Annotated in this window: 18 protein-coding genes and 1 tRNA gene; 14 read left to right on the top strand and 5 right to left on the bottom strand. The window is 65.3% G+C overall.

The window, feature by feature from the left end:
• The first annotated feature begins 13 nt into the window (after positions 1–13).
• The 5 genes from hrpA to BFD71_RS31160 all read left to right on the top strand — a co-directional run bounded on the left by hrpA (position 14) and on the right by BFD71_RS31160 (position 8,747).
• Complete coding sequence (gene hrpA / locus BFD71_RS31180) at positions 14–4,633, top strand: ATP-dependent RNA helicase HrpA (protein WP_256094988.1); 4,620 nt, start codon at positions 14–16, stop codon at positions 4,631–4,633.
• Between the two features lie 146 nt (positions 4,634–4,779).
• Positions 4,780–5,805 (top strand): YVTN family beta-propeller repeat protein, encoded by a 1,026-nt coding sequence (locus BFD71_RS31175; RefSeq protein ID WP_069268155.1) that lies wholly within the window; start codon positions 4,780–4,782, stop codon positions 5,803–5,805.
• An 18-nt stretch (positions 5,806–5,823) separates the two neighbouring features.
• Complete coding sequence (locus BFD71_RS31170; RefSeq protein WP_069268154.1) at positions 5,824–6,882, top strand: sterol desaturase family protein; 1,059 nt, start codon at positions 5,824–5,826, stop codon at positions 6,880–6,882.
• 138 nt (positions 6,883–7,020) lie between these two features.
• On the top strand, positions 7,021–7,854 hold the full coding sequence (locus tag BFD71_RS31165) for an EI24 domain-containing protein (protein ID WP_069268153.1): 834 nt from the start codon (positions 7,021–7,023) through the stop codon (positions 7,852–7,854).
• A 35-nt stretch (positions 7,855–7,889) separates the two neighbouring features.
• Positions 7,890–8,747, top strand: a complete 858-nt coding sequence (locus tag BFD71_RS31160) for a competence/damage-inducible protein A (RefSeq protein ID WP_069268152.1) — start codon at positions 7,890–7,892, stop codon at positions 8,745–8,747.
• Positions 8,748–8,861: 114 nt separating this feature from the next.
• Here the strand turns inward: BFD71_RS31160 and BFD71_RS31155 are convergent, their stop codons facing one another.
• Positions 8,862–9,326: a rhodanese-like domain-containing protein gene (locus BFD71_RS31155; RefSeq protein WP_069268151.1), complete on the bottom strand. Its 465-nt coding sequence runs from the start codon at positions 9,324–9,326 to the stop codon at positions 8,862–8,864.
• A 449-nt stretch (positions 9,327–9,775) separates the two neighbouring features.
• Between BFD71_RS31155 and glnA the strand changes: the two genes are divergently transcribed.
• The 4 genes from glnA (at position 9,776) to BFD71_RS31135 (ending at position 16,413) form a co-directional block, all read left to right on the top strand.
• Positions 9,776–11,191 (top strand): type I glutamate--ammonia ligase, encoded by a 1,416-nt coding sequence (gene glnA, locus BFD71_RS31150; protein WP_042264808.1) that lies wholly within the window; start codon positions 9,776–9,778, stop codon positions 11,189–11,191.
• 230 nt (positions 11,192–11,421) lie between these two features.
• Entirely contained in the window at positions 11,422–12,564 is a 1,143-nt protein-coding gene (glnL, locus tag BFD71_RS31145) for a nitrogen regulation protein NR(II) (protein WP_069268150.1), read from the top strand.
• A 66-nt stretch (positions 12,565–12,630) separates the two neighbouring features.
• Entirely contained in the window at positions 12,631–14,202 is a 1,572-nt protein-coding gene (ntrC, locus tag BFD71_RS31140; RefSeq protein WP_069268149.1) for a nitrogen regulation protein NR(I), read from the top strand.
• Positions 14,203–14,319: 117 nt separating this feature from the next.
• On the top strand, positions 14,320–16,413 hold the full coding sequence (locus BFD71_RS31135) for a prolyl oligopeptidase family serine peptidase (protein WP_069268148.1): 2,094 nt from the start codon (positions 14,320–14,322) through the stop codon (positions 16,411–16,413).
• Between the two features lie 9 nt (positions 16,414–16,422).
• Here BFD71_RS31135 and xth read toward each other — a convergent pair whose 3' ends face one another.
• Together xth and BFD71_RS31125 are read right to left on the bottom strand one after the other, a co-directional pair.
• The gene (gene xth / locus BFD71_RS31130; protein WP_069268147.1) at positions 16,423–17,208 is read right to left on the bottom strand and encodes an exodeoxyribonuclease III; all 786 of its coding nucleotides are present in this window, start codon (positions 17,206–17,208) and stop codon (positions 16,423–16,425) included.
• A gap of 83 nt (positions 17,209–17,291) precedes the next feature.
• On the bottom strand, positions 17,292–18,020 hold the full coding sequence (locus tag BFD71_RS31125; RefSeq protein ID WP_069268146.1) for an SDR family oxidoreductase: 729 nt from the start codon (positions 18,018–18,020) through the stop codon (positions 17,292–17,294).
• Positions 18,021–18,120: 100 nt separating this feature from the next.
• Here BFD71_RS31125 and BFD71_RS31120 point away from each other — a divergent pair, with 100 nt between their 5' ends.
• Complete coding sequence (locus BFD71_RS31120; RefSeq protein WP_069268145.1) at positions 18,121–18,741, top strand: 2-hydroxychromene-2-carboxylate isomerase; 621 nt, start codon at positions 18,121–18,123, stop codon at positions 18,739–18,741.
• Between the two features lie 61 nt (positions 18,742–18,802).
• Here the strand turns inward: BFD71_RS31120 and BFD71_RS31115 are convergent, their stop codons facing one another.
• Complete coding sequence (locus BFD71_RS31115) at positions 18,803–19,804, bottom strand: NAD(P)H-dependent flavin oxidoreductase (RefSeq protein WP_069268144.1); 1,002 nt, start codon at positions 19,802–19,804, stop codon at positions 18,803–18,805.
• A gap of 188 nt (positions 19,805–19,992) precedes the next feature.
• Here BFD71_RS31115 and BFD71_RS31110 point away from each other — a divergent pair, with 188 nt between their 5' ends.
• Both BFD71_RS31110 and BFD71_RS31105 read left to right on the top strand, forming a co-directional pair.
• On the top strand, positions 19,993–20,535 hold the full coding sequence (locus BFD71_RS31110; protein WP_069268143.1) for a PadR family transcriptional regulator: 543 nt from the start codon (positions 19,993–19,995) through the stop codon (positions 20,533–20,535).
• Positions 20,536–20,671: 136 nt separating this feature from the next.
• Positions 20,672–20,748 (top strand) — tRNA-Met (locus BFD71_RS31105).
• A gap of 97 nt (positions 20,749–20,845) precedes the next feature.
• Here BFD71_RS31105 and BFD71_RS31100 read toward each other — a convergent pair.
• On the bottom strand, positions 20,846–21,553 hold the full coding sequence (locus tag BFD71_RS31100) for an aspartate/glutamate racemase family protein (RefSeq protein WP_069268142.1): 708 nt from the start codon (positions 21,551–21,553) through the stop codon (positions 20,846–20,848).
• A 141-nt stretch (positions 21,554–21,694) separates the two neighbouring features.
• Between BFD71_RS31100 and dinB the strand changes: the two genes are divergently transcribed.
• The gene (gene dinB / locus BFD71_RS31095; protein WP_069268141.1) at positions 21,695–22,891 is read left to right on the top strand and encodes a DNA polymerase IV; all 1,197 of its coding nucleotides are present in this window, start codon (positions 21,695–21,697) and stop codon (positions 22,889–22,891) included.
• A gap of 113 nt (positions 22,892–23,004) precedes the next feature.
• On the top strand, positions 23,005–24,291 hold the full coding sequence (locus BFD71_RS31090) for an amidohydrolase family protein (protein WP_069268140.1): 1,287 nt from the start codon (positions 23,005–23,007) through the stop codon (positions 24,289–24,291).
• The last annotated feature ends 53 nt before the right edge of the window (positions 24,292–24,344 follow it).

Genomic DNA, 24,344 nt, shown 5'->3' with positions numbered 1-24,344 from the left:
ATAATGCGCCCCCATGTCGAATGTACCCAAAAGACCTGCCTCGGCGCAGGGCAGCAACACCCCGGCCGGGAAGGAAACGGCGCAGGACGGCGCGAAAGCGAAAGGCGCGTCGCAGAAGTATGGCGACGGGCAAAAGCTCGCGTCGACGGACAAGCTTGCCGCGCTGATGGGCGGCGGCGCGCTGGGCGGCGCGCGCGTGCAGGACAAGCGTGCGGAGCAGAAGCAACCACAGGCGCAACAGCAGACGCCGCCGCGCGCGGAACAGCGCCCGGATCAGCAACTGGATCAGCAGCCGGATCAGCAACTGCATCAGCAGCCTGAGCAGGGAAACGAAACGAAAGCCGCGCCGCAGTCGCCGTCACAATCGCCATCGCGAGGCGAACCGCGTGCGGAGCGCAGCGCCGCTCAGCCGGCCAGGCGACGCGAGGCGCGCGACGATCGACGCCCGGCGCAGCGAAACGAGCCGCGAGATCGCTCCAACGAATCGCGCGAGGCACGCGCCGAGGCGCCGCGCAATCAACCGCCGCGCGCGCAGCAGCCTCCGAAGCAGGCGAAAGCGCAGAACCCGCCGAATCCGCAGCGATCGGCAAAGCCGAAATCCGAACACGCGCCGCGCCCCGGCAGTGAAGGCGAACGTGATCGCGCGCCGCGCGCCGAACGCCACGAACGTCCGCCGCGTGCACCACGCGCGCACATCGAGCCGAACAAGGTTCCGCCCATCACGTTCCCCGAAGCGCTGCCGGTCTCCGGCCGCCGCGAAGAGATCGCGCGTGCGATCGCACAGAATCAGGTCGTGATCGTGAGCGGCGAAACGGGCTCGGGCAAGACCACGCAGTTGCCGAAGATCGCGCTCGCGCTGGGTCGCGGCCTCGGCGCGGGCGGCACGGGTTTGATCGGCCATACGCAGCCGCGCCGGATTGCGGCCTCGGCCACGGCGCGGCGCATCGCCGACGAACTCAATACGCCGTTCGGCGAAGTGGTCGGCTACAAGGTGCGCTTCACCGACAATCTCTCGCCGGGCGCCTCGGTCAAGCTCATGACCGACGGCATCTTGCTCGCGGAGACGCAAACCGATCCGCTGCTCAAGGCCTATGACACGATCATCATCGACGAGGCGCACGAGCGTAGCCTGAACATCGACTTCCTGCTCGGCTATCTGAAAGAGATTCTGCCGCGCCGGCCCGACCTCAAGCTGATCGTGACGTCGGCGACCATCGACGCCGATCGCTTCGCGCGCCACTTCGGCAGCGAGGAAAAGCCCGCGCCGGTGATCGAGGTGAGCGGCCGGCTGTATCCCGTCGAAGTGCGCTATCGCCCGGTGCAGGAAGACAGCCCGGCGGTGAAGAACGCGCAGGGCACGACGGGCCGCGAAAAAGGTGCGAAGTCGCAGCGCGACACCGATCGCGACCTGATGGAAGCCATCGTCGATGCCGTCGACGAACTCTGCCGCGAGGGCTCGGGCGACGTGCTCGTGTTCCTGCCCGGCGAGCGCGAGATTCGCGACGCCGCGGAAGCACTACGCAAGCACCATCCGCCGCACACGGAAATCCTGCCGCTATTCGCGCGGCTGTCCGCGCAGGAGCAGGAGCGCGTCTTCAAGCCGTCGAACGCGCGCCGCATCGTGCTCGCGACCAATGTGGCCGAAACGTCGCTCACGGTGCCGGGCATCCGCTACGTGGTCGATACGGGCCTCGCGCGCGTGAAGCGCTATTCGTATCGCAACAAGGTCGAGCAGCTGCAGATCGAGTCGATTGCGCAGGCGGCGGCGAACCAGCGCGCGGGCCGTTGCGGGCGGGTCGCGGACGGCATCTGCATCCGGCTTTACGAGGAAGCGGATTTCATCGCACGGCCGCGCTTCTCTGATCCGGAAATCCTGCGCTCGTCGCTTGCCGCCGTGATTCTGCGCATGAAGTCGCTGCATCTCACGGCGATCGAGACGTTCCCGTTCATCGAGCCGCCGCCGGGCCGCGCGATCGCCGACGGCTATCAGCTGCTCAACGAACTCGGCGCCGTGGACGACGACAACGCGCTCACGCCGCTCGGCCGCGAACTCGCGCGCCTGCCGCTCGATCCGCGTGTGGGACGCATGATTCTCGGCGCACGCGACGAGCAGGCGCTGCGCGAAGTGCTCATCATCGCGAGCGCGCTGTCGGTGCAGGATCCGCGCGACCGACCGATCGAGGCGCAGGAGCAGGCGGACCAGGCGCATCGGCGTTTTGCGGACGAACGCTCCGAGTTTCTGCAGTGGCTCAAGATCTGGGCCTGGTTCGAAGAGGCCGTCGCGCACAAGAAGTCCAACCGGCAACTGCTCGATGCGTGCCGCGCGAATTTTCTGTCGCACTTGCGTCTGCGCGAATGGCGCGACGTGCATTCGCAATTGCTGACCGTGGTGCGCGAGCATGGCTGGCGCATCAACGAAGCCGACGCGACCTACGAGCAGATCCATCACGCGCTGCTCACGGGCCTGCTCGGCAATATCGGTCTGAAGGCCGACGACGACCCGCATTACCTCGGCGCGCGCGGCATCAAATTCCATCTGTGGCCGGGCTCGGCGCTCGTGAAGAAGGCGGGGCGCTGGGTGGTGGCCGCCGAACTCGTCGAAACGAGCCGCCTCTACGCGCGCTGCATCGCGAAGATCGAGCCCGAGTGGCTGGAGAAGGTCGGCGCGCACTTGTTAAAGAAGTCGCTCTCCGAACCGCATTGGGAAAAACGCGCAGCGCAGGTGAGCGCGTTCGAGCGTGGCGTGCTGTATGGCCTGCCGGTTTATCAGCGCAGGCGCGTGGCGTTCGGCAAGCAGGACCCGGCGCGCGCCCGCGAACTCTTCATTCGCGGCGCGCTCGTGCAGGGCGAGTTCGACACGAAGCTCGCGTTCTTCGCGCACAACCGCAAGCTGCTCGCCGATATCGAGCAACTGGAACACAAGTCGCGCCGCCAGGATGTGCTGGTCGATGATGAGCTGATCTACGGCTTCTACGATCAGGCGATTCCGGAAGGCATTTACTCGGGCGCGTCGTTCGAGCGCTGGTATCGCGACGAGGTGAGGAAGGGCGGCGAGCCCGAGGACAAGCTGCGTCTGTTGTACCTCTCTCGCGACGACCTGATGCGCCATGAGGCGGCGGGCGTGACGACCGAGCTGTTCCCGAAGCGCATGACGATGTCGGGCGTGGCGATGGCGCTCACGTATCACTTCGAGCCGGGCTCGCCGCGCGACGGCGTGACGCTCGCGGTGCCGCTCTACGCGCTCAACCAGGTCGATGCGCGCCGCTGCGAATGGCTCGTGCCGGGCATGCTCAAGGAGAAGGCGCAACTGCTGCTGAAGTCGCTGCCGCAGAAGCTGCGCCGCCACTGCGTGCCGCTGCCCGAGTACGCGGCCGGCTTCGCGGAGCGCGTGGGCGGCGAGCGGTTCGGCGCCGGCGGCCTGCTGGAAGCGCTGATCGCCGACGTGCGCGAGCAAAAGCAGATCGCCCTGAAGTCGGCCGACTTCAAGCTGGAGACGCTGCCCGCGCACCTCTTCATGAACTTCAAGGTGATCGACGAGCACGGTCGCCAGCTCGCGATGGGCCGCAACCTCGCGCAACTGCGCGCGGAACTCGGCGCGCAGGCGCAGCAGCAATTCCAGAAGCTCGCGAGCGCGACGGCGCTCGCGGCGCTGGAAACGCATGCGCAGGGCGGTGAAGCACCACAGAACGCTCCGGGCGAGCGCATCGCAAGCAACAACGCGCCGCAAAAGAGCAATGCACCACATACGCCCACGCTGGGCGACGCCGCACCTGCCACGGCGCTCTACGAAAACCTCACGACGTGGAATTTCGGCAAGCTGCCCGAGCTGCTGGAAATCCGCCGCGGCGGACAAACGCTGTTCGGCTATCCCGCGCTCGTCGATCGCGGCACGCATTGCGACGTCGAAGTGTTCGATTCGCCGGAGGAGGCCGCACGCATCCATCGCGCGGGGCTGCGCCGGCTCTTCGGGCTGCAGTTGCGCGAGCCGATCCGCTACCTGGAGAAGAACCTGCCGGGCCTGCGCGAGATGGCGATGCAGTTCATGGCGCGCGCCACGCAGGAGGAACTGCGCGACCAGCTGGTCGAACTCGCGCTCGATCGCGCCTGCCTGCAAGACCCGCTGCCCGACGACGACGCGAGCTTCCACGCACGCAAGGATGAAGGCCGCGGACGCCTTTCGCTGCTCGCGCAGGAAATCGCGCGGCTGGTCGGGCAGATCCTCGCGGAATACGCATCGTTGGCGAAGAAGCTCGTGCAGGCCAAGGCCTTTGGCGCGCCGGCCGCGGACATGCAGGCGCAGGTCGACGCGCTCATCAGCAAGCGCTTCATTCTGGAGACGCCCTATGCACAGCTCGTGCATTTCCCGCGCTACCTGAAGGGCGTCGCGCTGCGCATCGACAAGCTGCGCGCCGACCCCGCGCGCGACGCGCGCCAGGCCGCCGAATTCCAGCCACTCGCGCAGCAGTACCAGCGCGGGCTCTCGCAGCGCGGCGGCGTGTTCGATCCGCGTCTTTCGGAGTTCCGCTGGCTGCTCGAAGAACTGCGCATCTCGCTCTTTGCGCAGGAATTGCGCACGCCGATGCCGGTCTCGGTCAAGCGCCTCCACAAGGTATGGGAATCGATGCAGCGATAAAGCGCATTGCGGGCCATAACAGTTCTTCAAAATTGTTCGAAAAAGGGGCGCTCAATTGCGCCTCTTGCATATTTCAAGGGCTTTACGTCAACCTTGCTTGCGGGTAGACGTTCTACAATCACGAATCTGCCCGGGAACGATTCTTCATGCCGAACAACAACACCTTTAGCCGCGTCGCCGCCAAGGCCGCAACGTTTGCGCTCGCTTGCGCAGCGACGGTTGCCACTTTCGCCTCCACGGCCGCTTACGCGAACAACATCATCGTCCTGAATTCGGGCGAAGCCACGTTGAGCCTCATCGACGACAAGACGCACGAAGTCGTCGGCACCGTGCCCACGGGCAAGGAACCGCACCACCTCTTTCCCACGCCGGACAACACCTCGCTGATCGTCGCGAACTCGGTGTCGAACAACCTCCTGTTCGTCGATCCGAAGACCGGCAAGGCGCAGCGCTGGGTCGAAAACGTCGAAGACCCGTATCAGCTCGGCTTCTCGCCCGACCGCAAGTGGTTCGTGACCACGGGCCTGCGCCTCGACCGCCTCGACATCTACAACTACGCGGGCGGCAGCAACATCACGCTCGCCAAACGCCTGCCGCTCTCGGCCATGCCGAGCCACCTGGCGTTCACGAACGACAGCCGCACCGTGTTCGTTTCGCTGCAGGTTTCCGGCGAAATCGCCGCGGTCGATCTGCCGACGCAGAAGGTGCTCTGGAAGATGAAGGTCGGCGCCGCGCCCGCTGGCCTGTGGCTCACGCCCGGCGACAAGTACCTGCTCGTCGGCATGACGGGCGCCGACTACGTGGCGGTGGTGGACTGGCGCAACCAGAAGATCGTGAAGACGATCCAGGTGGGCAAGGCCGCGCACAACTTCCGCTCGCTCGTGGACGGCCACCACGTGCTGGTGTCGAGCCGCGTGGCAAACGTCATCAGCATCATCGACGAGGACACGCTCGAAAAGACCGGCGAGATCAGCGGCCTGATGCCCGGCCCTGACGACATGGAGCTGACCGCCGACAAGCGCTATCTGTGGGTGACGTTCCGTTTCGCGAAGCACATCGGCCTCATCGACATGCAAACCAGGAAGCTCATCAAAACCATCGCCGTGGGCCGCTCGCCGCATGGCATCTACTTCTACGATCGCGCGCCCGTCACGGCGCCGAACGGAGCTTAAGGCAACGGGGGCGCGCGCATGGATACGGTGGCGTCGTTGCTGGCCTTCGTCGCGCACGCGGGGCAGTCCGTGATCGCGTCGGCAGACGACCTCGTCTCCTGGCTGCAAACGCTCCTCTACATCGACGTCATTCAGCCGCTGCTCTTCCGCGTCGGCATGATGGACGTGGACGAAGACACCTACGACGCACTGTACTGGGTGATCGTGGGTCTGCTCGAAGTGGGCCTGATGTACGCGCTGCTGCGCCCGCTCGAAGCGCTCGTGCCCGCAGAGAAGTGGCGCGACCGCAAGGGCGTGGGCGTCGACGCGCTCTACACGTGGGTCACGCGCCTCGGCATCCTGAACCTGCTGTTTTTCTTCACGATGCAGCCGTTCTTCGATCGTGCGCAGAGCGCGCTGCGGCTCATGGGCGTGAAGACGGTGGACCTCGACAATCTCTGGCCGGGCGTGAGCACGCAGCCGCTCGTGGCGTTCGCGATCTATCTCGTGGTGCTCGACTTCTTCAGCTACTGGTACCACCGGCTTTCGCATCGCTACGGCGTCTGGTGGGAGCTGCACGCCGTGCACCACAGCCAGCGCAAGATGTCGCTCTGGTGCGACGACCGCAACCACCTGCTCGACGTGATCGGGCAGTCGTGCATGTTCGCCGCCGTGGCACTCGTCATCGGCGTGCCGCCCGCGCAATTCGTGGTGCTCGTCGCGCTCACGAACTTCGTGCAGAGCGCGCAGCACGCCAACATTCGCGTGCATTTCGGCTGGCTCGGCGAGCGTCTGCTGGTGAGCCCGCGCTTTCACCGCCGCCATCACGCCGTCGGCTATGGCCACGAAGGCACCCACTATGGCTGCAACTTCGGCGTGCTGTTCCCCTGGTGGGACATGCTGTTCGGCAGCGCGTCGTTCAATCGCGAGATCGAGCCCACGGGCATTCGCGATCAGCTCGAAGGCGTGAGCTATGGCGAGGGTTTCTGGGCGCAGCAGGGTTATGCGTTCACCCGCATCGCGCGGCGCCTGCGTTCGCGTTCGCACGCCGCCGCCGCCACGCCGGCCGAGGCGCGCGACGACGCCACCGTGACCTGAGCGCCGCCACGGCGTCCTTGCACTTGCTCGCACCCGTCTTACCCGCCATGCGCGCGGTGGTTTATGCTGTCGGCTTGGTCGCACCGATTTCGCCGACACTGTGTTCTCCACCCGTCCTTTTCGCCGTATTCCGCTCGCATGAATGACCTGTTGCGCTCGTTCGGACGCGCGCTCGCGAGCGTGTTCCATCCCGCCATGCTGCTGCTCACCTTCGTGCCATTTCTCGTGGCGGCGGCGGTGTGGGGCGCCGTGCTCTACGTGTTCTGGCAGCCGCTGCTCGACCTGATGCGCGGCGCGCTCGCGAACTGGTCCTCGACGGCCTACCTCTATCATCTGTTCGACGCGCTCGGTTTCGGCTGGCTGCGCGCGACGATCGCGCCGTTTCTCGTCATCATCCTGACGATTCCGCTCATTGTGATCACGGTGCTGCTGCTGATCGTCGCGATTTCGATGCCGCGCGTGATCCGCCATCTGTCGAAGCGCCAGTACGGGACGCTCGAGATGCGGCACGGCGGCAGTTGGTACGGCAGCCTGTTCTATTCGCTCGTCACGACGCTCGTCTGCCTGATCGTGATGATCGTGACGCTGCCGCTGTGGCTCATTCCGCCGTTCTTCGCGCTGATTCCGCCGCTGTTGTGGGGCTGGCTGACGTATCGGGTGATGACCTACGATGCGCTCGCGCTGCACGCAACCGTCGAAGAGCGCCGCACGCTGGTGCGCAGCCATCGGCTGCCGCTGCTCGTGATCGGCGTGGTGAGCGGACTGCTCGGCTCGCTGCCCACGGCCATCTGGGCCGTGTCCGCGTGGCTGCTGCTGTTCTTCCCGGTACTGGCGGCGGTGACCATCTGGATCTATGCGTTCATTCTGGTGTTCACGGCGCTCTGGTTCGGGCACTACTGCCTGCGGGCGCTGCAGCGCATGCGTGCCCACGATGTGCAGCAGGCGTCCGGCGACGTGACGATCGTGCACTAACGCTCAATCATCAAGACAAACCAACGAGGCGGCCCATGGCATTTGGCGTCATCATCATCGGCGACGAGATTCTCTCGGGGCGCCGCTCCGACAAGCATCTGCCCAAGGTCATCGAACTGCTCGGCGCGCGCGGCCTCTCGCTCGAGTGGGCCCAGTACGTGGGCGACGATCCGGAGCGCATCACCGAGACGCTGCGGCGCTCGTTCGCTTCGGGCGACATCGTGTTCTCGACGGGCGGCATCGGCGCGACGCCGGACGACCACACGCGCCAGTGCGCGGCAGCGGCGCTGGGCGTGCCGCTCGCGTTGCACCCTGACGCCGAGGCGGCGATCCGCGAGCGCATCCGCGACATGCACACGGGCGCCGATCCCGTGAATTACCAGTCGCCAGAGAATCTGCACCGCTTCCAGATGGGCACGTTCCCGCAGGGCTGCGAGATCATCCCGAACGGCTACAACAAGATTCCGGGTTTTTCGATTCGCGATCATTACTTCGTGCCCGGTTTTCCCGTGATGGCCTGGCCGATGATCGAATGGGTGCTCGACACGAAGTACGCGCACCTGCATCACCAGACGCCGCACGCCGAGAAGTCGCTGCTCGTGTTCGAGTTGCCGGAGTCGACGCTCACGCCGCTTATGGAGCGCATCGAGCGCGATTTTCCGGGCGTGCGGGTGTTTAGCCTGCCGAGCGTGGGCGATGCGGAGCGCGGCGGCATTTATGCGCGCCGGCACATCGATCTGGGCGTGAAGGGCGAGCCCGAGGCCGTGGCGGCCGCCTTCGTGAAGCTGCGTGAAGGCGTGCACGAGCTGGGCGGCGATGTGGTCGAGCCGGCGGCGCCGGGCGAGGGGACGCCCGATCGCGAACGCCGCAGCGCGCCGCGCGCCGGTTTTTGAATCAGCGTGTGAAGATGGGCCGCGTGCGGCGGGAGGGCAGGCGGCGCATCATCGGCATGTCACACGGGGCGCTCAGAGTGGCCCGTTGGGTTGGAGCGGGGCGGTTTCAGGGTGTCAGGCGCCGATCCACGGCAGGCCGCGGAAGCACCAGCCCGTAACGGTCTTGCGGTGCCCCTGGCCGTCCTTGTCGCCTTCGAAGCCTTCGAGCAGGTCATAGGCCTTCGTGAAGCCGGCCCTGGCGGCCTCGATGGCGGCGAGCTTGGAGCGCGCGGCGCTGCGGCACAGGAACAGCACTGGCGCGTCGGCTTCCACGGCGCTCTTGAGCTGGGTGAGGAACTCGGCGTTGGGCACGCCGCCCGGATAGCGGGTCCATTCGACATGCGAATACTGGCCGTCGCCCACGACGGGACGGCCGACCCAGTCGAGTTCGGCGCGTGTGCGCACGTCGACGAGGCGCGCACGCGGGTCGAGCTGCAGAAGCTCGAATGCCTCTGCGGGCGACACCGCGCCCGCGTAGGGCAGCTGGTTCTCGACGCGGCGTTTCTCGGCCTGGGCGTACAACTGTTCGAGCGTACTCATGACAACGGATCTCCTGTTTCGCGTTGGACCAAAAAACCATTCTAGCGCGTAGGGACGGAGCGGGCTGGACGGTCCGGACAAGGTGAAACCGGACGTGCGCGATGGATGGGGCGGCACAAAGGGCGGGTTGCATTGAAATGGTGCATGCGAGGTGTTTTGCACCATAATGAAGAGAGATTCGCGCGCCAAATTCGGGATTGCACGAATTTGGTGCCGATGAGCCGCCACGGTGGCGGCTTCATAAAAGCGCGGCGCACGGTTTTTGACTCCAAGTGCGTGTCGCGAAAGGGATTTGCGCCACGTTGGCGCATGCATGGCACGGAAGCTGCTTTATACGTCCCGATCGATTCGCAGCCGGCCAGCCAGGGCAGCAGGGCAGGCCGGCGGGGATCAAACAAGATTGGGACGGCGGCAGCGTTCGCCGAAATCGTTAATCAGGAGAATAGGTTATGAGTAAATCCGTGGCCGACGTCATGCAACTCGTCAAGGACGAAGACGTCAAGTTTGTCGACTTCCGCTTCACGGACACGCGCGGCAAGGAGCAGCACGTTTCGGTTCCGCTGTCGGCATTCGACGAAGACAAGTTCGAGTCGGGTCATGCGTTTGACGGTTCGTCGATCGCCGGCTGGAAGGGCATCGAAGCCTCGGACATGTTGCTCGTGCCGGACCCGAACACGGCCTTCATCGACCCGTTCTACGAAGAATCGACGCTCGTGCTGACCTGCGACGTGGTCGAGCCGGCCGACGGCAAGGGCTACGAGCGCGACCCGCGTTCGCTCGCCAAGCGCGCTGAAGCCTACCTGAAGAGCACGGGCCTCGGCGACACCGCCTTCTTCGGTCCGGAGCCGGAATTCTTCATTTTCGATTCGGTCCAGTGGAACACGGATCAATCGGGCTGCTTCGTGAAGATCGGCTCGGATGAAGCACCGTGGTCGTCGGGCCGCGAAATCGAAGGCGGCAACACGGGTCACCGTCCGGGCACGAAGGGCGGCTACTTCCCGGTCGCACCGGTCGACACGTTCCAGGACATCCGCTCGGAAATGTGTCTGCTGCTCGAGCAGATCGGCATTCCGGTCGAAGTGCACCACCACGAAGTGGCGGGCCAGGGCCAGAACGAAATCGGCACGAAGTTCTCGACGCTGGTTCAGCGCGCGGACTGGACGCAGCAACTGAAGTACATCGTCCACAACGTCGCGCACACGTACGGCAAGACGGCGACGTTCATGCCGAAGCCGGTCGTCGGCGACAACGGTTCGGGCATGCACGTTCACCAGTCGATCTGGAAGGACGGCCAGAACCTGTTCGCGGGCAACGGCTACGCTGGTCTGTCGGAATTCGCGCTGTTCTACATCGGCGGCATCATCAAGCACGCTCGCGCGCTGAACGCCATCACGAACCCGGGTACGAACTCGTACAAGCGTCTCGTGCCGCACTTCGAAGCGCCGGTCAAGCTCGCTTACTCGGCACGCAATCGTTCGGCATCGATCCGTATTCCGCACGTGTCGAACCCGAAGGGCCGCCGTATCGAAACGCGCTTCCCGGATCCGCTCGCCAACCCGTACCTGTGCTTCTCGGCACTGATGATGGCAGGTCTGGACGGCGTGCAGAACAAGATCCATCCGGGCGAAGCCGCCGACAAGAACCTGTACGACCTGCCGCCGGAAGAGGATGCAAAGATCCCGACCGTCTGCGCCGGCCTCGACCAGGCTCTCGAAGCGCTCGACAAGGATCGCGAGTTCCTGACGCGCGGTGGTGTGTTCACCGACGGCATGATCGACGCGTACCTCGCGCTGAAGGAAAGCGAACTGCAACGCGTGCGTATGACCACGCACCCGGTCGAGTTCGAACTGTACTACTCGCTGTAATTGGCGATGGCGCTTCGCTGCATGCTACACAGCGAAGCGCCGGTTCAGTTTCTTCGACTCGCAGGATGCGTGCGCGTTGGGTCTCCAAGGGACGGCGGTGCCGTCCCTTTTTCGTTGGGACGCCTGTCGCTCGTCGACGAGACGTATCGACCCGCTAGTTGACCAGCGTATTGACCAGAACTAACGACCAGGACCGTTGCTGGCGCGCCGCATGGCGTCCGGCCTGAAACATGGTGCTCAAGAATCTGATCAGGGCAAGAAAGGGCCACGCCGAACCGCTCTCCGACGACGCGCCGCTCGTCGAGTCGGGCCTGTTGCCCGGCTTCGAGGCGCTGCCCACGGTCGTGCTCGTGCTCGACAAGCGCACATTGCGCGTTGCCTTCGCGAATCCGTCGGCGGAGGCGATGCTCGATCTCTCGCGCCGTCAGCTCGCGCAGATGGGGTGGTCCGATCTCTTCTCGAATGCGGACGAGCTGCTTTCGACGATCGCGTCGATCGCCGAGCATCGCTTTCACGCGACGCGGCTCGACGCTTCGCTGGAACGCCCAGGACGCGAGCCGCTGAACGTGCATGTGGTCGTGGGCTTTCTCGAAAGCACGCCCGATTACGTGCTGCTCGAACTCTTCGAGAACGAGCGGCATCTGCGCAGCGACCGCGAGGAGCGTATTCACGACCTCACGGCCGTGAACAAGCATCTGATCCGCAACCTCGCGCACGAGATCAAGAATCCGCTCGGCGGTATTCGCGGCGCGGCGCAGTTGCTCGAATTCGAACTCGGTGCGCTGGAGCGCGACGAGTTGCGCGAGTACACGCAGGTGATCATCAAGGAGTCGGACCGCCTGCAGACGCTCGTCGACCGGTTGCTGGAGCCGCACCGGCATCCGCATATCGTCGGCGACGTGAACATTCACGAAGTATGCGAGCGCGTGCGCGCCGTGATCCTCGCGGAGTTCCCGCGCGGCCTCACCATCGAGCGCGACTACGACGTGAGCGTGCCCGACCTACGCGGCGACAAGGAGCAGTTGATCCAGGCACTGCTGAACATCGTGCGCAACGCGGCGCAGGCGCTGCGCGAACGCATTTCGCAGGGCGACGCGCGCATTGAATTGCGCACGCGCATTGCGCGCAAGGTCACGATTTCCAAACGCTTGTGCAAGCTGGCACTGGACTTGCATATCACTGACAACGGGCCCGGCATTCCCGAGGAGATTCGCGACCGCATCTTCTATCCGCTCGTCTCCGGACGCGAGGATGGCAGCGGTCTCGGCCTCACGCTCGCGCAGACGTTCGTCCAGCAGCACGACGGATTGATCGAAGTGGATAGCCGGCCGGGACACACCGAGTTTCAGATACTGCTGCCGCTTGAAAGTTGAATCGATAGCTAGACCTGAATTGAGATTTACCGATACCGCACGCCACCAGGACTTCTGACCGAACTTATGAAGCCGATCTGGATAGTAGACGACGACCAATCGATACGCTGGGTGCTCGAAAAGGCCCTTGCCCGCGAGAACTTCGCTACCCGCAGCTTTTCGAACGTGCGCGAAGCCGCGAGCGCGCTCGATCACGACAGCCCGCAGGTGCTCGTCTCCGACATCCGCATGCCGGGCGGCTCGGGCCTCGAGCTGCTGCAAACCGTGCGTGAGCGCGTGCCGGGCTTGCCCGTCATCATCATGACGGCGTTCTCCGACCTCGACAGCGCCGTTGCCGCGTTTCAGGGCGGCGCGTTCGAGTATCTCGCCAAGCCGTTCGACGTCGACAAGGCCGTCGAGCTGATTCGCCGCGCCGTGGACGAAAGCATGCGGGGCGAGCAGCAGTGGGACGAGCGTCCCGCCGAAGCGCCCGAGATGCTTGGCCAGGCGCCGGCCATGCAGGACATGTTTCGCGCCATCGGGCGGCTTTCGCATTCGGCGGCCACCGTGCTCATCACCGGCGAGTCTGGCACCGGAAAGGAGCTTGTCGCGCGCGCCTTGCACCGACATAGCCCACGCGCGAACGGTCCGTTCATCGCGCTGAACACTGCGGCGATCCCGAAGGATCTTCTGGAATCCGAACTGTTCGGCCACGAGCGCGGTGCGTTCACCGGCGCGCAGGCCATGCGCCAGGGCCGCTTCGAGCAGGCCGAGAACGGCACGCTGTTCCTCGACGAAATCGGCGACATGCCGTTCGACCTGCAAACGCGCCTCTTGCGTGTGCTCTCCGATGGGCAGTTCTACCGCGTGGGCGGGCACAACCCGCTGCGTGCGAACGTGCGCGTGATCGCCGCGACGCACCAGAACCTCGAAACGCGTGTGCGCCAGGGGCTGTTCCGTGAGGACTTGTATCACCGGCTCAACGTGATTCGGCTGCGTTTGCCTGCGCTGCGCGAACGCAGCGAGGACATTCCGCTGCTCACGCGCCACTTTCTCCAGAAGAGCGCGCGCGAGCTGGGCGTGGAGCCCAAGCGCGTGTCGGACGAGGCGCTCGCGTGGATGTCGTCGCTACCGTTTCCCGGCAATGTGCGTCAGCTCGAGAATCTCGCGAACTGGCTCACCGTGATGGCGCCCGCGCAGACCATCGAGATCAAGGATCTGCCGCCTGACCTCGTGCCTGCGCACGGCTCCGCGGGAGCGGTGGTGCATCTCGCCGATGCTTCGGCCGCCTCCGAAGTGGGCGCGGCGGCCAATGGCGCGGGCGGCGTTTCGCCGGTTGCGGGCGCCGTGGCCGGCGCGGGCTTGCCCGGCGTGATCGGCGGCGTGGTGTTCGGCACGCCCGCGTTCGGTGCGTCCAACGGCGCCGTTGCCGCTGTCTCGCCGCTGAGCGTGTGGGAGAGCGGTCTGCGCACGGAAGTCGCGCGTCTGTTGCGCGAAAACAGCGCCGACGTCATGGACGAACTCTCGCGCCGCTTCGAAGCCGCCGTGATCCGCGAGGCGCTCGACTTCACGCGCGGGCGCAAGGTCGAGGCGGCCGAGCGTCTTGGCATCGGCCGCAACACCATCACGCGCAAGATCCAGGAACTCAATCTGGAATGAGCGCGTACTAGCTTGTGGCACCGGTCCGGTCTCGCGTCACGCGAGCCGGCCCGGCGCGCAGTGCATCGGCGCGCACACAGGGCATAATCGACGCTGTTTTCCTGTCGACGACCGATCATGCCCGTGACTTCTCCCTGGCCCACCGAGGCCGATCCGTTCCTTTCGCTCGAATCGCTCGACGACCCTGCCGTCATGGCCTGGGTCGAATCGCAGAACGCGCGCACGCGCGCCGCGTGGCAAGGTGGTGCGCGCTTCGTGGCGCTCGAGAAGCGCCTCGCGCAGGCCTACCTGCCGCGCGAGCGGCCCGTGATCCCGAGCCGCTGGCAGGAATGGGCCTACGATCTCTGGGAGGACGAAGACAATCCCAAGGGCCTGTGGCGCCGCGCGCTTTGGGCCGACTGGCGCGCCCACGAGCCGCAGTGGCAAACGCTCATCGACTTCGACGCGCTCGGCGCGAAAGAAGGCATGCCATGGGTGTGCGCCGGCATCGACATCCTCTACCCTGACGGCGACCGCGCGCTGATCCAACTTTCCGATGGCGGCTCCGATGCGGTCATCGTGCGCGAGTTCGACATCGTGAAGTGCGAGTTCCTCGACGATGGTTTCGCCATCGCGAAGGAAGGCAAGCACATCATTTCGTGGATCGATCGCGATACCGTGTACCTGGGATGGGACGCGGGCGGCAAGAGCGGCAAGAAGATGCTCACGCGCTCGGGCTATCCGCGCGAGGTGCGCCGCTGGACGCGCGGCACCGCGCTCGCCGACGCACCCGTGGTGTTCAGCGGCGAGTTCGACGACATCAGCGTGGAGGGCGACTACGATCCGGTCGAGAAGCGCCACGACGTGGTGCGCAGTGTCGACTTCTTCGATTCATACACCTATCGTCTCGATGAGCGCGGCGTCTGGCAGGTGTACGACGTGCCTACGCATGTCTCGGTCGGCGCGTGGCACGGCTGGCTGCTGCTCGAGCCGCGCCTCGACTGGAGCGTTGCGGGCGTGACGTACAAGGGCGGTGCGTTGCTCCTGATCCGCGAAGACGCTTTCCTCGCGGGCGATCGCGCGTTCACGACGCTCTTCACGCCCACGCCGGTTACGTCGGCGTGCGACTGGACCAATACGCTCAACGTCTTGATCGTCTCCTGGCTCGATGATGTGGAAAGCCGCACGATGCTATGGCAGCCGCAGCAGGACGATGGCGCATGGCGCTGGGAGTCGCGCGTGTTTCCTGCGCGTGCGAGTTCGCAGGTGGATGTCTCGCCCATCGAAGACACGCTCAACGACGAGGTATTCGTCGATGTCGACGACTACTTGCTGCCGCCCGAATACTGGCTCGCCGATCTCGCGCAAACCGATCTCCAGCAGTGGGAATTGCTCGACCGCTGGCCCACACAGTTCGATTCCGGCCCGCTCGCGGTGATCCGCTCGCACGCGCGCTCGGCGGACGGCACGAGCGTCCCGTTTACCGTGATCGGCCCGAAGGCCGTACTCGAAGGCGAGTCGCGCAAGGCGTCGCCGTGCCTGCTCACGGGCTACGGCGGCTTCGCCATCGCGCTCACGCCGCAATACCTCGTCGGCTCGGGCATTGGCTGGCTGGAGCAGGGTGGCGTGGTGGCGATCGCGCACATCCGCGGCGGCGGCGAGTACGGCACCGCCTGGCACGTCGAGGCGCAGCGCGAGCATCGCCAGCGCTCGTTCGACGACTTCATCGCGGTGGCTGAGCAGTTGATCGCCGATGGCTACACGAGCGCCGCGCAACTGGGCATCAAGGGCGGCAGCAATGGCGGGCTCCTCGTGGGCGCGTGCATGGTGCAGCGCCCCGAGCTGTTCGGCGCCGTGGTGTGCGAGGTGCCGCTGCTCGACATGCTGCGCTACCCGCTGCTGCATGCGGGTGCGTCATGGATCGACGAATATGGCGATCCTGAGGATGCCGAAGAGTCGCGTGCGTTGGCCGCCTATTCGCCTTACCACCATGTGAAGCCCGGTGTCGTGTATCCGCCGTCGCTGTTCACGACTTCGACGAGCGACGACCGCGTGCACCCCTCACACGCGCGCAAGATGGTCGCACGCATGGAGCAGCAGGGGCATGCGAACGTCTGGTATCTGGAGAACACCGAAGGCGGTCACGGCCCCGGCAGCGATTCGCTCGAGCGCGCGGAGTATGACGCCCTCGTTTATCGCTTTCTGTGGACCACGCTCGCGGGGAACTGGTAAGGCGCGCGTTCAGCCCGCCATATCGAGCGTGGCGATCACCGGTGTGTGATCGGACGGTTGTTCCCACTTGCGTGGCACCTTGTCCACTTCGCACGCGGTGAGGTGCCCGGCAAGCGCGGGCGAGAGCAGGATATGGTCGATGCGCAAGCCCGCATTGCGGCGAAACGCGAACATGCGATAGTCCCACCACGTGAAGAGCTTTTCGGGCTGCTCGAACTGGCGGAACGCATCGACGAAACCCAGTTCGATCAGGCGGCGAAACTGCGCGCGCTCTTCGGGCGAGACGAGGTTCTGGCCTTCCCAGGCCTTTGGATCGTGCACGTCGCGGTCTTCGGGCGCGATGTTGTAGTCGCCGAGCAGCGCGAGCTTCGGATAGCGCTGCATCTCCTGCGCGAGCCAGTCGTGCATGGCGTCGAGCCATTGCAGCTTGTACGCGAACTTTTCGGTGCCGGGCGCCTGGCCGTTGGGGAAATACGCGCTCACCACGCGCACGTCGCCGATGGTCGTGGCGATCACGCGCTGCTGTGGATCTTCGAAGCCCGGAATGTTGCGCACGACCGTGGCCTCGTCGACGAACAGGCCTTCGCGCACGAGGATGCCCACGCCGTTATAGGTCTTCTGGCCCGCGAACCAGCTGCGATAGCCGTGCGCCTCGAGTTCGGCACGCGGGAACTTGTCGTCGGTGAGCTTGAGTTCCTGGAGGCAGAGCACGTCGGTCTTGCTCTCGTTGAGCCAGTCGATGACGTGCTGCAGACGGACCTTGAGGGAGTTGACGTTCCACGTTGCGATTTTCATGTGAGGCTCGGTAGGGTGACGGTGTGCATTCGGTGCACTTGGCCGCCATTATCGCCTGCTTCGCCAGGCGGGCAACAGTTGCCTCACCATTGCTCGAGCCACGGCCGCAGATCGAGTTCGTGTGTCCACGCATCGCGCGGCTGCTGGTGCAGTGTCCAGTAGGCGTCGGCGATGTGCTCGGGGTTCAGGATGCCGTCGCGTTCCTTGAGCTTGTAGCGCTCGGGAAAATTCTCGCGGATGAACTCGGTATCGATCGCGCCATCGACAATGATCTGGCCGACGTGAATGCCCTGCGGTCCGAGTTCGCGCGCCATCGACTGGGCGAGGGCGCGCAGCGCGTGTTTCGCGCTTGCGAACGCCGCAAAACCCTCGCGCCCGCGCAGGCTCGCGGTGGCGCCCGTGAAGAAGATCGAACCGCGCTCGCGCGGCAGCATCACTTTTGCGGCTTCGCGACCCATCAGAAACCCGGCGAAGCAGGCCATTTCCCAGACCTTGTGATAGACGCGCGCCGTGGTTTCGGTAATGCCGAAGCGCACGTTCGCGCCGATATTGAAGATCGCCACCTCGATCGGCGCGATGCGCGTTTCGATGTCCGCGAACAGCGCGATCATGTCCTCTTCCTTGCGCGCGTCCGAGCCGAAGGCGTGCGCTTCGCCGCCCTCGGCTTCGATCTGCGCGACGAGCGGCGCGAGCTTGTCGGCATTGCGGCGCGTCACGCACGCAATGTAGCCCTCGCGTGCGAAGCGGCGCGCGATGGCGCCTCCGGTGGCGTCGCCTGCGCCGATTACCAATACGGCTTTCTTTTGCGTCATGGTGCTTGTCTCACTGTCGATTGCAGCGGCCCGGTTTCAGGTATCTTAGGACGTCGGCGCGCTCGGGCAAAGGTGCGCGAATTCACATAGGGGAGACACGATGGCTGACATCAAGGTGCAGTTTCTATTCGACTTCGGCAGTCCTAACGCTTACCTGTGCCACAAGGTGATCGGCGGCATCGAAGCGCGCCGGCAGGTGCGTTTCGAGTACGTGCCGATCCTGCTTGGCGGCCTCTTCAAGCTGAGCGGCAATCGCTCGCCGGCCGAGGCGTTCGCGGACATCGAAAACAAGCGCAAATTCATGATGCTCGAGATGCGGCGCTTCATTGAGCGGCATGGGCTGAGCGCTTATCGGCCCAATCCGCACTTCCCGGTGAATACATTGCAGATCATGCGCGGCGCGATTGCGGCGCAGCGCTTCGGCACGTTCGAGCGCTACGTGGACCGCATGTTCGCGCACATGTGGGAAGAGGGCCTCAAGATGGACGACCCCGCCGTGATCCGCGCGGCGCTGGAGGCGGACGGCCTCGATGCCACGGCATTCGAAACGGCGATTCAGGACGCCGATGTGAAAGCCGCGCTGCTTGCGAACACGCAGTCGGCGTTCGAGCGCGGCGCATTTGGTTCGCCGACGTTCTTCGTCGGCGAGGAAATGTACTTCGGCAAGGATCAATTGCGCGACGTCGAAGAGGAGATCGCGCGCGTGAAGTCGCACGCGTAAAAGGCGTTGCATCACGAGGCGAGGCGGATGCGGCATGATCGCTCCCGCCTCGCGCTGCGCATCAGAGCGCGGCTTGTTCTACGGATCGCTGCTCGGCTAGCGGCGCGCTCACCACGCCGAGACGCACGCGCGCCGACTCGTATTCGCGCTTCAAACGCGCGATGAGTTCAGCCGCAGGCAGGACGCTCTTCACCGCGCCAATGCCCTGGCCCGAGCCCCAGATGTCCTTCCACGGCTTCACGCGCGTCGAGCCGAAATTCATCGCCGACGGATCCGACTGCGGCAGCGCCTCCGGATCGAGACCGCTCGCCACGATGCTCTGGCGCAGATAGTTGCCGTGCACGCCCGTGAAGAGATTCGAGTACACGATATCGCCCGCGCCGCCCTCGACGATCATTTGCTTGTACGCGTCGACGGCATTCGCTTCATGCGTGGCGATGAACGCCGAACCGATATAGGCGAGATCGGCGCCCGCCGCCTGCGCCGCGAGAATCGCGTTGCCGTTGCCGATCGCGCCCGACAGCAGCAGAGGGCCGTCGAACCATTCGCGAATCTCGTGGATGAGGGCGAAGGGCGAGAGCGTGCCCGCATGGCCGCCCGCACCGGCGGCCACGGCGATCAGGCCGTCCGCGCCTTTCTCGATGGCCTTCTTCGCGAACGTGTTGTTGATGACGTCGTGCAGCACGATGCCGCCCCATGCGTGGATCGCGTGGTTGACCTCTTCGCGCGCGCCGAGCGACGTGATGACGATCGGCACCTTGTATTGGGCGCACACGCCAAGGTCGTGCTCGAGGCGGTCGTTCGACTTGTGCACGATCTGGTTGACCGCGAAAGGCGCCGCCGGGGCGTCAGGATGCTTCGCGTTGTACTCGGCGAGCTCGTTGGTGATGCGGTCGAGCCATTCGCCCAGCACGTGCTCCGGCCGTGCGTTGAGCGCGGGGAACGAGCCGACGACGCCCGCCTTGCACTGGGCGATCACGAGATCGGGATTCGAAATGATGAAGAGGGGCGAGCCGACGACCGGAATCGACAGGCCGCGGCGCAGCACGGCGGGCAGGGACATCCATATCTCCTAGACTGGCGGGGACGCCGGGTGCGGCTGCCCTCGCGTGATTCGATGCGCCGGCGTGCGCGCCGGCTGGCAGGTTCAAACATAGCAAAGCCGTCGAAACTATGCAACCAGTTGCATAGCGGGAAAATTCGATCCGCAACAGATCCGGTATCGGGCGAGGCGTGGTTTAGAATCGCCGCATGTCGACGCCGCATGCCATCCTCATCGCCTTGCTGGAAAAGCCTTCGTCAGGCTACGACCTCGCGCGCCGCTTCGATCGCGCAATCGGCTACTTCTGGCACGCCACCCATCAGCAGATCTATCGCGAGTTGGGCCGCATGGTCGACGCGGGATGGGTGTCGGTCATCGAGGACGAGACGGCCGCCGCGTCGCGCAAGAAGGTGTATTGCGTATTGCCGGTCGGGCGGGATGAAGTGGCGCGCTGGGTGCGCGAGACCGCGCTCGACCTCGACTCGCGCAACGTGTTTCTGCTCAAGCTGCGCGCCGATGCCGTGATCGGGCCGCTTGGCCTCGCCGAGGAACTCACGCGGCTCATCGAAGAAAATCGTGCACGGCTCGCGACGTATCGGGAGATCGAGCAGCGCGATTTCGACGCGGCGTCGCTCACGCGCGGGCAGCAGTTGCAGTACGCGATCCTCAAGGCGGGCATTCATACGCAGGAGATGTGGCTCGCCTGGGCGGAAGAGGTGCGCACGCTGGTGGAACCTGTGCAGGCACAGTGATGTGCCAGGTTGTCCGAAGTAATTCCCGCTGTGTGATCGCCGGCTCGATGATGCCCGAACGCGTGATGTTTCAGTGATGTGAAAAAGACGCTTGACGGAGCGGTCTCTGCACCCTATAATTCTTTTCTCTGACGGACGCGGGGTGGAGCAGTCTGGCAGCTCGTCGGGCTCATAACCCGAAGGTCGTAGGTTCAAATCCTACCCCCGCAACCAAACGTCTGAAGCAGCAAGGCCTCGTGCCAATCAACGAACCCGCTCCAAGCGGGTTTTTTGTTTTCTGCATCTCGAAGCAGCCACGAGCGTCATAGCGCTAAGCACCTGCCTCGCTTCCAATCGCCCAATCCACCGCAGCCTGCGCGTGCAACGCGGTCGTGTCGAACACCGGCAGGGCAGAATCGTTCTGCCCGATGAGCAGCGTGATTTCCGTGCAGCCGAGAATGACCGCCTGCGCGCCGCGTGCCGCGAGGTCATCGATCACGCGCTGATACACGCGCCGCGACTGCGCATCGACGTTGCCGTGACACAGCTCGTCGTAGATGATCCGATGCACGTCCGCGCGATCGTGTTCGTTCGGCACGATCGCTTCGATGCCGTGCGTCTCGCGCAATCGTCCCACGTAGAAGTCCTGTTCCATCGTGTAGCGCGTGCCGAGCAGGCCCGCGCGCGTGAAGCCGGCGGCGCGCAACGCCTGGCCGGTCGGGTCCGCGATATGCAGGAAGGGGATCGAAATCGTCGCCTCGATTGCCGCGCGCACGCGGTGCATCGTGTTCGTCGCGAGCAGCACGATATCGGCGCCGCCGCGTTCGAGCTGCTGCGCGGCCTCGGCCATCTGCACGCCTAGCGCGTCCCAGTTGCCCGCGCGCTGGAGCGCTTCGACCTGCGCGAAGTCTACGGTCACCATCAGGCTGCGCGCGTTGTGATGGCCGCCCAGACGCGCCTTAGCGTGGCGGTTCAGCAGCCGGTAATACTCGGCCGACGATTCCCAGCTCATCCCCCCAATCACGCCGATCGTCTTCATTGATTCGTTCCTCACGCTCGTGGCCTGTTCAGTCCGCACGAGTATAGGCCCGCGCAGCCAGCAGTCCAGAGACGGTCCGGCCGATCCGAAGCGGTACGGGAGCCGACAAAGGGCGCGGACACTTGTCTTGAAAATAATACTGTGTTTTTGTACAGTATCGGGACCGTGAACTCGCCTTCTACCGACCTCCCGCCGCCGCCTGCACCCGACCCGGAGCGCACCGCCGCCGCACTCGCCGCCGCCGCTCGCAAGATCATCCATTGCGACTGCGACTGCTTCTATGCGTCGGTCGAAATGCGCGACGACCCCTCGTTGCGCGGCCGTCCGCTCGCGGTGGGCGGCCGGCCCGACCAGCGCGGCGTGATCGCCACCTGCAACTACGAGGCGCGGCGCTTCGGCATTCATTCGGCGATGTCCTCGGCGCTCGCCATGCGCAAGTGCTCCGAGCTCTTGATCCTGCCCACGGCGATGGAGAAGTACCGCACCGCCTCGCGCGCGATCATGGCGATCTACCGGGACTACACGCCCGACGTCGAACCGCTCTCGCTCGACGAAGCCTATCTCGACGTCACGCGCGCCTCGCGCTGCAAAGGCAGCGCCACGCTGATCGCCGAGGAAATATGCGCGCGCGTGCGCGAAACCGTGGGCGTGACGGTATCGGCCGGCGTCGCGCCGAACAAGTTCATCGCCAAGATCGCCTCGGACTGGAACAAGCCCGATGGCCTCTTCGTCGTGCGGCCGCCTGAAGTCGATGCCTTCATCGCTGCGCTGCCCGTGCGCAAGATTCATGGCGTCGGCAAGGTCACGGCAGCGAAGCTCGAAAACCTCGGGCTCACCACCTGCGCGCAACTGCGCACATGGTCGCTGTTCGATCTGCATCGGCATTTCGGCGTGTTCGGCAAGCGGCTCTACGAACTCGCGCGCGGCCTGGACGACCGGCCCGTGCGCGCCGATCAGGAGCGCAAGTCGGTGAGCGTCGAGACGACCTACGTGGACGATCTGCTCACGCTCGAAGCGTGCAGCGAGGAGCTCCAGCGTCTTGCAGTGCAGCTCGACGCGCGCATCGAACGCGCGGGTTGCGCGCACGCCGTGCGCAAGCTCTTCGTGAAGATCCGCTTCGCCGACTTCCAGCGCACGACGGTCGAGTGTGTGGCCAGTTCCACCGATGTGCGCACCCTGCTGCTGATGCTCGAAAAGGGGCTCGCGCGACGCAAGCTGGCGGTGCGGCTGCTCGGCGTGGGCGTGCGGCTTGAAGAGGAGAGCCCGGCGTTGCGCGGGCAGTTCGCGCTTTTCGACGACGACCCAGCGGAAGACGATGGCCCGAACGCGCTCGTGTGACGCCTTCGCGTGGAGGGGGGCCACGCCGCTGGCGGCGCCATTCTGGCGCCGATAGAATCGACGCGAGCCGAAACGAAAGCGCCACGCCACCACGCCAGAACAAGGAGCCGCAGATGGACCTGATCATTCGCCGCGCGGTGCTCGCGCATGCGCATCCCGCCGGGTATCCCACGGTGGATATCGGCATCGAGGCGGGGCGCATTACCGCGGTGGAGCCGCACCTCGCGACCGCGGCGCGCGAGGAGATCGACGCCGCGGGTGCGCTCGTGAGTGCGCCGTTCGTCGATGCGCATTTCCACATGGACGCCACGCTCTCGTACGGCCTGCCGCGCGTGAATGCGTCGGGCACGCTGCTGGAGGGCATCGCGCTGTGGGGCGAGCTCAAGCCGCATCTCACGCAGGAGGCGCTCGTCGAGCGCGCGCTGCAGTACTGCGACTGGGCCGTCGCGCGCGGGCTTCTCGCGATCCGCTCGCACGTCGACGTGTGCGACGCACGGCTACTCGCGGTCGAAGCGCTGCTCGAAGTGAAGCGCCGCGTCGCGTCGTATCTCGATCTCCAACTCGTGGCGTTTCCGCAGGATGGCGTATTGCGCAGCCCCGGTGCATTCGGCAATCTCAAGCGCGCGATCGCGATGGGGGTGGACGTGGTGGGCGGCATTCCCCACTTCGAGCGCACGATGGCCGACGGCGCCGAATCGGTGCGCCTGCTCTGCGAGTTCGCCGCCGACAAGGGCCTGCGCGTGGACATGCATTGCGACGAATCCGACGACCCGCTCTCGCGCCACATCGAAACGCTCGCGGCGCAAACGCACCGGTTGGGCCTGCATGGGCGCGTAGCCGGCTCGCATCTCACGTCGATGCATTCGATGGACAACTACTACGTGAGCAAGCTGATCCCGCTCATGCGCGAGTCGGGTGTCGCGGCGATCGCGAATCCGCTCATCAATATCACGCTGCAAGGGCGCGCCGATACCTATCCGAAGCGCCGTGGCATGACGCGCGTGCCTGAGTTGATGGCGGCAGGCGTGACCGTCGCGTTCGGCCATGACTGCGTGATGGACCCGTGGTACAGCTTCGGCTCGGGCGACATGCTCGAAGTCGCGCACATGGGCCTGCACGTCGCGCAAATGACGGGCACCGAGGCCTCGCGCGCCTCGTTCGACGCGGTGACCGTGAATGCCGCGACGATCCTCGGCCTCGAAGGCTACGGCGTGGCGCCCGGTTGCGCGGCGAATCTCGTGGTGCTCGATGCGCGTGATCCCATCGAGGCGATCCGGCTGCGCGCGGCGCGGCTCGCGGTCGTGAGCCGGGGCAGGGTGGTGAGCCGGCAACCCGCGCAGCGCGCGGTGCTTGCACTCGAAGGTCGGCCGCCAAGCGTCGACTTCAGGCTGTATCGATAAAACGCGGGGCAATAAAAAACCGCGTATGGGTTCCACACCCATGCGCGGTTTTA

It is taken from the genome of Paraburkholderia nodosa, assembly GCF_001718195.1.
Classification (GTDB): Bacteria; Pseudomonadota; Gammaproteobacteria; order Burkholderiales; family Burkholderiaceae; genus Paraburkholderia; species Paraburkholderia nodosa_A.
The sequence above is the reverse complement of the archived record's forward strand: the minus strand, read 5'-3'. Positions and strand labels throughout refer to the sequence as shown.

Coding starts and splice junctions, on each gene's coding strand:
- BFD71_RS31175 (WP_069268155.1), top strand. CDS start 4,780: ATGCCGAACAACAACACCTTTAGCCGCGTCGCCGCCAAGGCCGCAACG.
- xth (WP_069268147.1), bottom strand. CDS start 17,208: ATGAAAATCGCAACGTGGAACGTCAACTCCCTCAAGGTCCGTCTGCAG.
- BFD71_RS31125 (WP_069268146.1), bottom strand. CDS start 18,020: ATGACGCAAAAGAAAGCCGTATTGGTAATCGGCGCAGGCGACGCCACC.
- BFD71_RS31090 (WP_069268140.1), top strand. CDS start 23,005: ATGGACCTGATCATTCGCCGCGCGGTGCTCGCGCATGCGCATCCCGCC.
- hrpA (WP_256094988.1), top strand. CDS start 14: ATGTCGAATGTACCCAAAAGACCTGCCTCGGCGCAGGGCAGCAACACC.
- BFD71_RS31165 (WP_069268153.1), top strand. CDS start 7,021: ATGAATGACCTGTTGCGCTCGTTCGGACGCGCGCTCGCGAGCGTGTTC.
- BFD71_RS31135 (WP_069268148.1), top strand. CDS start 14,320: ATGCCCGTGACTTCTCCCTGGCCCACCGAGGCCGATCCGTTCCTTTCG.
- glnA (WP_042264808.1), top strand. CDS start 9,776: ATGAGTAAATCCGTGGCCGACGTCATGCAACTCGTCAAGGACGAAGAC.
- ntrC (WP_069268149.1), top strand. CDS start 12,631: ATGAAGCCGATCTGGATAGTAGACGACGACCAATCGATACGCTGGGTG.
- BFD71_RS31170 (WP_069268154.1), top strand. CDS start 5,824: ATGGATACGGTGGCGTCGTTGCTGGCCTTCGTCGCGCACGCGGGGCAG.
- BFD71_RS31115 (WP_069268144.1), bottom strand. CDS start 19,804: ATGTCCCTGCCCGCCGTGCTGCGCCGCGGCCTGTCGATTCCGGTCGTC.
- BFD71_RS31155 (WP_069268151.1), bottom strand. CDS start 9,326: ATGAGTACGCTCGAACAGTTGTACGCCCAGGCCGAGAAACGCCGCGTC.
- BFD71_RS31120 (WP_069268145.1), top strand. CDS start 18,121: ATGGCTGACATCAAGGTGCAGTTTCTATTCGACTTCGGCAGTCCTAAC.
- glnL (WP_069268150.1), top strand. CDS start 11,422: ATGGTGCTCAAGAATCTGATCAGGGCAAGAAAGGGCCACGCCGAACCG.
- BFD71_RS31160 (WP_069268152.1), top strand. CDS start 7,890: ATGGCATTTGGCGTCATCATCATCGGCGACGAGATTCTCTCGGGGCGC.
- BFD71_RS31110 (WP_069268143.1), top strand. CDS start 19,993: ATGTCGACGCCGCATGCCATCCTCATCGCCTTGCTGGAAAAGCCTTCG.
- BFD71_RS31100 (WP_069268142.1), bottom strand. CDS start 21,553: ATGAAGACGATCGGCGTGATTGGGGGGATGAGCTGGGAATCGTCGGCC.